8 protein-coding genes are annotated in these 6,817 nt (G+C 72.2%); 3 read left to right on the forward strand and 5 right to left on the reverse strand.

The window, feature by feature from the left end:
- Positions 1 to 109: 109 nt before the first annotated feature.
- Positions 110 to 616: a helix-turn-helix domain-containing protein gene (locus FOE67_RS12020; RefSeq protein WP_182663432.1), complete on the forward strand. Its 507-nt coding sequence runs from the start codon at positions 110 to 112 to the stop codon at positions 614 to 616.
- Entirely contained in the window at positions 600 to 977 is a 378-nt protein-coding gene (locus FOE67_RS12025; RefSeq protein WP_182663419.1) for a DUF4180 domain-containing protein, read from the forward strand. The genes FOE67_RS12020 and FOE67_RS12025 overlap by 17 nt, the downstream gene beginning before the upstream one ends.
- A 25-nt stretch (positions 978 to 1,002) precedes the next feature.
- Here FOE67_RS12025 and FOE67_RS12030 read toward each other — a convergent pair whose 3' ends face one another.
- Both FOE67_RS12030 and FOE67_RS12035 read right to left on the reverse strand, forming a co-directional pair.
- Complete coding sequence (locus FOE67_RS12030) at positions 1,003 to 1,188, reverse strand: DUF397 domain-containing protein (RefSeq protein ID WP_182663421.1); 186 nt, start codon at positions 1,186 to 1,188, stop codon at positions 1,003 to 1,005.
- The gene (locus FOE67_RS12035) at positions 1,185 to 2,006 is read right to left on the reverse strand and encodes a helix-turn-helix domain-containing protein (protein WP_182663423.1); all 822 of its coding nucleotides are present in this window, start codon (positions 2,004 to 2,006) and stop codon (positions 1,185 to 1,187) included. Before FOE67_RS12035 ends, FOE67_RS12030 begins: the two co-directional genes overlap by 4 nt.
- 155 nt (positions 2,007 to 2,161) lie before the next feature.
- Here FOE67_RS12035 and FOE67_RS12040 point away from each other — a divergent pair, with 155 nt between their 5' ends.
- On the forward strand, positions 2,162 to 2,635 hold the full coding sequence (locus tag FOE67_RS12040; RefSeq protein ID WP_182663425.1) for an ATP-binding protein: 474 nt from the start codon (positions 2,162 to 2,164) through the stop codon (positions 2,633 to 2,635).
- A gap of 151 nt (positions 2,636 to 2,786) precedes the next feature.
- Here the strand turns inward: FOE67_RS12040 and FOE67_RS12045 are convergent, their stop codons facing one another.
- The 3 genes from FOE67_RS12045 to FOE67_RS12055 all read right to left on the reverse strand — a co-directional run bounded on the left by FOE67_RS12045 (position 2,787) and on the right by FOE67_RS12055 (position 6,688).
- Complete coding sequence (locus FOE67_RS12045) at positions 2,787 to 3,953, reverse strand: MFS transporter (RefSeq protein WP_182663427.1); 1,167 nt, start codon at positions 3,951 to 3,953, stop codon at positions 2,787 to 2,789.
- Between the two features lie 447 nt (positions 3,954 to 4,400).
- A complete protein-coding gene (locus FOE67_RS12050; protein ID WP_194444195.1) occupies positions 4,401 to 5,816 on the reverse strand; it encodes a phytoene desaturase family protein in 1,416 nt (471 codons plus the stop codon).
- A 38-nt stretch (positions 5,817 to 5,854) separates the two neighbouring features.
- A complete protein-coding gene (locus tag FOE67_RS12055) occupies positions 5,855 to 6,688 on the reverse strand; it encodes an inositol monophosphatase family protein (RefSeq protein WP_182663431.1) in 834 nt (277 codons plus the stop codon).
- Between the last annotated feature and the right edge of the window lie 129 nt (positions 6,689 to 6,817).

Below are 6,817 nucleotides of genomic sequence, written 5' to 3' on the forward strand. Positions count from 1 at the left end.
GTGGTGGGGCGGAGCCGCGAATGGAGGAGGGCGGTTCCGACGATGCCGGATTCCCCATCACTCCCTTTTTTCCTCTGAGGGGCCCACGGGTAAGGTAGTTTGGGGAATGATGAGTGAGAGTGAACGCGAGTTGTACTCGGTCGGGGACGTGGCCGAACTGCTGGGCCTGCACGTCCGAACCATCCGGAACTACGTCCGCACCGGGAAGCTGAAAGCCGTCCGGATCGGCAAGCAGTACCGGATCGCGAGGGAGGACGTGGAGGCCCTGACCGGTGGATCCGTCACCGCCGGGCCCTCACCGGCACCGGGAGTCGGCGAAGCCGTTCCCTCCGCCGAGGTCTCGACCATCGTGCAGATCGACCCCCTCACCCCGGAGACCGCCCACCGTCTGGCCACCCTGGTCACCGCCGCCGTCCACTCCCCCCGGGGAGGTACGCCGGGGCCGAGGGTGCAGACGATCCACGAACCGGAACGCTCACGGTTGCGGCTCGTCGTCCTGGGGAACCCGGCGGACACCGCCGCACTGCTCACCCTCATCGAATCCGTGCTCGAACCGGGGAGCGGTCTGTTCCCCGCCGCCACCGCACCCGAGGAGCCACGTGACGACCATCGTTGAGTACCACGGCATCCCCGTCCTCGTCCTCGACGCCGAGGGTCCCGTCATCGCCGAGCAGCAGGATGTCCTGGACCGGCTGATCGGCGCCGCCTACGGACGCGCCGACGTGGTCGCCGTCCCCGTCGAGCGCCTCGACGAGCGTTTCTTCGACCTGGGCACGGGCTTCGCGGGGGAGGTCACACAGAAGTGCGTCCAGTACGGGATGCGCCTGGTGATCCTCGGCGACATCTCGAGCCACACCGCCGCCGGCACCGCCCTGCCGGCGCTGGTGCGGGAATCCAACCGGGGGCGGCACATCTGGTTCCTCGCCGACACCGACGAACTCGCCGACCGCCTCGCCCCGTCACCCGGCACCTCCTGAGCGCCCCCGGGCCGCCGCCCGTTCCTCAGCCGGCGGCCCGGGAGACGAACGCCCGCCACGCGGTGGGGGAGACGCTGAGCCGGGGCCCGCGTGGATCCTTGGAGTCCCGCACCCACACGGCCTCCGGCCGGGAGGTGGACACCTCCACGCAACTGTCACCATCGGGACCACTGTGGCTGCTCTTGAACCAGCCCGACTCCTCGGTGCTCACAGTTCTCCTCGCAGTTGCTCCAGCAGGCTCACGGAGTCTCTGGGAGAGAGAGCCTGTGAGCGCATCTTGGCATAGCTCTGAAGCATCATCCCGACCTGTTTTGCGTCGGTGTTCAGGTGGCTGTGGAACTGCCCCTCCGAGTAGGCCAACCATCGGTTCTCCGTGGTCTCGAGCAGTTGCAGTGGCCCTCTCAGGCCGGCGTGCTCCTCCTGTCGTTGGGGCATGACCTGAATCTGCACGTTGCGCAGCATGCTCAGCTCGAGGAGGAGATCAATCGTCCCTCGGGTGACCTCTTCGCCTCCGATGTGGCGGAAGAACAACCCTTCTTCCAGGATGAAGCTGTACCCGGTGTGGGGTCGCTCCCGCAAAAGACGCTGACGTTCCAGCCGTGCCTTCACCTGCTCGTGGACTTCGGTGTCGGTCAGCGAAGGAACCCTGCTTTCGAACACGGCCCGCGCGTATCCCTCGGACTGCAACAGGCCGGGGACGACACGGCATTCGTAGGTCCAGAGGTTGAGGGCTTCCTCCTCCAGGCGGGCCCACTCGCGGAACCAGGCCGCGAGGCCGGGGCGACGGGACAGGTGGCGAGCGGCGGCGCGCAGCGTGCCGAACGCGTCGAGGACTTCCTCCGCCTTGTCGACGAAGTCGCGTTGGGGGAGGCGACGGCCCTGCTCGACGGCGGCGACGGTGGGCGGTGCGTAGCCGAGCAGCGGGGCCAACTGCTCCTGGGTGAGCCCGGCCCGTTCACGGAAGGTCTTGAGGACGGCGCCGAAGGTCCGGAGGCTGTCGGAGGGCTCCGGTTCGCCACTGGTTGCCAAGGGAAGCCACCTCCGCCGAGTGGTGCGGGTCCGTCGTGTCCGGAATCATCCTGGCCGGATACCTGCCCCACCGTCCACTCTGGGTACCCACACGGATACGAATTGTGTGGGTCCTGTTCCTGGTGCTCCGGAACAGCGGGATCGAGGCTGGAGGCATGTACCCCCCCTCCTCCGCACCGCTCCGACCCTCCATCGAGGTCTTCCGTCACGTGTTCCCCGCCACCCCGGAAGCGGCTCGTCATGCCCGTCATCTGGTCGACAACGCCCTTCGCCTCCTCGGAATAGAGGAGGCCGGGGCCGTTCGCTGCGACGCGGTGGCCGTCGTCGCGGAGTTGACCGCCAACGCCGCCACCCACGGGTGCGTGTCCGGTCAGGGGTTCGAGGTGGTCGTGCTCCTCATCCCCGGCGGTCTCCGTGTGGAGGTCGGCGACCCCGGCCGTGGCGGTCTGCCGACAGCACTCCCCGGCCCACCGGAGGACACGGACGCCGAGAGCGGGCGGGGTCTACGCATCGTCGCGACGCTCGCCCATCGTTGGGGCGTCATCCCGAACCCCGCCGGGGCTCCCGGCAAGACGGTCTGGGCCGAAGTCCTCCGTCGGCGCCCCGAGTCCGTCGGAGAAGCCCCTTGAGCCGTGCCGACGCTCCGTTTCGGCATCGGGCGAGCACTGTCGGAGGCATGTGGCGGTGCTGTGGCCACGCGGGGTGGCCTCGGGCTTTCGCGAGGGGCACCGGACGGAGAAGGACGGTCACCGGCCGTCCCCGCCGAGCGGGGCGTCCGGCTCACGGTTCGGTTTCCGCGGCGGTTCTCCCTCCCCGCGCACGGTGCGGCATCAGGGCCACCCCGCTGATCAGGGATACAGCGGCGGTGAGGATGAGCAGGGTTCCCAGCCCCAGTTCCGGGATCACCGCACCGGCGACGATCGGTGCCGCGACCGAGCCGGCGGCTCCCACGATCAGGCAGCCCGTGAACGCCGCGCCCGCGCGCTCGGGCACCAGTTCGGCCGTCCAGACCGCCAGCACCGCGGACCCGATCATGTACCCCGGGCCGAAGACGCAGGCCGAGACCGCCGTCGCGATCATGGAATCGCCGGCCAGTCCGAGGAGCGCCAACGCCGCGGCCACCGTCACGAGGCACTGTGCCGCGACCCGGGGGCTGCCCATGCGCTGCGCGACGGCCCCGGTCGCCACGCCCGCCATGCCGGTGACGCCGATGACCGCGTAGAGCGCCGGAACGGCTGCCGCCGGGAGGTCGCGGGTGAGGACGTCCGCGGCATAGGTGAAGTAGATGACGACGGCCGCGAAGTAGACCACGGAGTAGGCGGCCGGGACTCTCAGCGCCGTCACGAGCGGGGAGGTCCCCCGGCGTTTCTCCGGACGGGGTTTCGGCCCGGTTCGTGGCACCAGGCGGAGGTTCACCACGGCGGCGGCCACGGCGGCGAGGGCGATGCCGGCCCAGACCATGCGCCATGAGCCCGGGAGGGCGAGAACGGCCAGGCCGGCCAGCACCACCAGCCCACCGCTGGTGCCGGTCGTGATGATCGCCAACGCTCTGGGCCGCTGCGGCGCGGACACCGTCCGCGTCACGATGTCGGAGTAGGACGCCCAGACCCAGCCACCCGCACTGCCCGCCAGTACGGCGCCGACGGCGAGCAACCAGGGGAACTGCGCGACGGTCACGATCACCGCCCCCACCGCGCCGCAGGCCCCGCCCACGGTCGTCGGCGCCCGTGAGCCGCGCCGGACGGCGAGTGGCCCCGCGAGCAGCAGGCCGGCCAGGTAGCCGGCGAATGTGGCGCCGGCGATGAGGCCGAGTACCGGTTCGGAGAGTTCCAGGTCCTGTCGGATGTCGGGGAGCGTCAGACCGTAGGCGTACCGGGCCATGCCGAAGGCGACCCCGACCACCGCCGCTCCGGCCAGGCCGATCCGGCTGCCCGCCGAGAGCGTCATGACTGCTACCTCATCCCGCGGCGTGCCCCGGAGCCATTGCCCACCGTGGCGAAATCGGCGTCATGATGTGTTCGGCCCCCCGGTGCTCGCTGTACCGCGACGAAAGGAATCCCGGATATCCCGGATATCGGAAATGCCGGGGCTTCGGTCGCACCGTTCGCCCGATTTTGAGATTACCTCGCCGGATTCTCGGGGCCGAGCGGACGCACCGGCCCGCACGTCGATCCTCGTACCGTGCCGAGCCTCTCGCGCGGGTCGAGACCGGGCCGGGGAAAGCCATGGACAACCCGGTATCCGGGCCACGCGGATCCCGACGCTCGCGGGCCCGATCGGGAAGGCGGGTCCGCGCGGGGCCCGGAGCCGTCCGAGGGAGGGCACGGAGGGGGGACGGGCCTCCCCGGGAGGCACATTTTCCCCCGGACGCTCCCCGGGGTCCCGCCGCGGCCCTCAGTCCCGCTCGGCGGCGCGCAGGCGGCGCCAGACGGCGCGGGCGGCATTGTGTCCGGACATGCCGTGCACGCCCGGCCCCGGCCAGGTCGCCGAGGAGCACAGGAACACCGCCGGGTGCGGGGTCGCGTAGGGGCGGGGGCTCGGCTTGGGCCGGAACATGGTCTGCAGGCCGGAGAAGGCCCCACAGGCGATGTCCCCGCCGACGTAGTTGGCGTTCCGGGCCTCCAGCTGCGGCGGCCCCGAGACCGCCCGTCCCAGCACCAGGTCCCGGAAGCCGGGGGCGAAGCGTTCGATCTGCCGCTCCACCGCCTCGGTGAGGTCCCCCTGCCAGTTGTGCGGGACGTGCCCGTAGACCCAGAAGACGTGCTTGCCCTCCGGCGCCCGCGAGGGGTCGACGACGGTGGGCTGGGAGGTGATGAGGAACGGCACCTCGGGCGCGCGCCCGGAGACGGCGGCCCGCAGGGCGGTGTCGATCTCCCCGGCCGTCGGCCCCAGGTGCACCGTCCCGGCCCGGTGGGCGTCCGGCGAGGTCCACGGGACCGGGCCGGAGAGCGCGTAGTCCAGCTTGAAGGCCGCGGCGCCGTACCGGAAGGAGCGGAAGGCGTCGCCGAGACCGGCGATGCGGGCGGCGGCGGTGGGGGAGGTGTCGAAGATGTAGGCGCGGGCCGGCGGCAGTTCGTCCAGCCGCTTGACCTCCACCCCGGTGTGGATGGTGCCGCCCAGCTCCCGCAGGTAGCCGGCCAGGGCGTCGGAGATGGCCTGCGAGCCGCCGCGCGCGATCGGCCAGCCGCCCTCGTGCGCGCCCAGGGCGAAGACCAGGGAGATCGCGGAGGTGGCCGGGGTGTTCAGGGGGGAGATGACGTGGCCGGCCAGCCCGGCGAACAGGGCCCTGGCCCGCTCGCCCCGGAAGCGGCGCATCAGCCAGGAGACCGGCGGCAGACCGGTGAGGCCGAACCGGGCCAGGGTGACCGGCCCGCGACGGGGCAGCTCCCACGGCACGGTGAGGAAGTCGTGCGCCAGGTTGTCCCAGCGCCCCAGGTAGGGGGCGAGCAGCCGCCGGTACACGTCGCCGTCGCGGCCCTCCAGGGAGGCGGCGGTCTCGTCCACCGAGCGGGTCAGCAGGGCCGCCGTCCCGTCGGGGAAGGGGTGGGCGAGCGCGTGCTCGGCCTCCAGCCACTCCAGACCGTGCCGGGCCAGCGGCATGGCGTTGAAGGCGGGGGAGCCGACCCCGATCGGGTGAACCGCCGAGCAGGGGTCGTGCCGGAAGCCGGGCAGCGTCAGCTCCTCGGTGCGCGCCCCGCCGCCGATGCCGTCCCCCGCCTCGAACACCTCGGTGGAGTAGCCCCGGCGGGCCAGTTCGATCGCGGCGGTCAGGCCGTTCGGGCCCGATCCCACCACCACAACGTCACGCAATGAGGCCACGGTGTCGGCTCTCCCCTCGCGGTTGGGGTTCAGGCGGCGTCGGTTCGTCCCGCCGCCAGAAGGTCGAGAATACGTCGCGCGGTCGCCTCGTCGCGGGCGGCGGTGAAGGGCAGCGCGTTGCCCCCGGCCAGGCGGAACGGCTTTCCGGCCACGGTGCGTTGAACCCCGCCGGCCTCGGTGACCAGCAGCAGTCCGGCCGCGTGGTCCCAGGGGAACTCCCAGCTGAAGGCGATGGCGTCCAGTTCGCCGCGCGCCACCCGCAGGTACTCCAGTCCGGCGGCACCGCCCGGTCGCGGGGCCACGCCCTCGGTCCACAGCCCCAGCAGCGCACGGCGCTGGTCGGGGGCGACGTGGTCGGGATCGGAGCAGGCCACCCGCAGCGGCTCGTTCCACGGGCGCGGGGTGGGGGCGGGCAGCGGCGCGCCGTTCAGCCGGACACCGGCGCCGCGCCAGGCCTCGGCGAACAGGTCCGGGACGGGGGCGTACAGCCAGGCCCCGAGGACCCGTCCGGCCCGGGCCAGGGCCACGATGGTGCAGAAGCCGGCTTCGCCGCGCACGAACTGGCGGGTGCCGTCCACGGGGTCCACGATCCACACGGGGTCCTCGCCCTCCAGGGCGGCGTACCGGCCGGGATCCTCGTGGACGCCCTCCTCGCCGACGACCAGCGAGCCGGGGAGCAGGGCGGTCAGCTCCTCGGTCAGCCGGCGTTCGACCTCGCGGTCGGCGATGGTGACCGGGTCGTTCGGACCCGTCTTGTGCAGGACGTCGTGTTCGGCCAGCCTGCGCCGGCGCGGCACGACCTCCTCGGCCACGATGCGCCGGATCACCTCCGGGACGGCGGCTCCCACCTGTGCGTCGATCATCCCTCCATCGAAACACGCCCCGGGGCATCGGCACGCCACGGGCCGGGCGGGTCGTTCCCCTCCCGTGAGGCGCGTGTTCCCGCTTCGGGGCGTCGTACCCGTCCTCCCGGCGGTTCGGTGGTCCCGGGG

The organism is Streptomyces calidiresistens (genome assembly GCF_014141525.1).
Classification (GTDB): Bacteria; Actinomycetota; Actinomycetes; order Streptomycetales; family Streptomycetaceae; genus Streptomyces; species Streptomyces calidiresistens.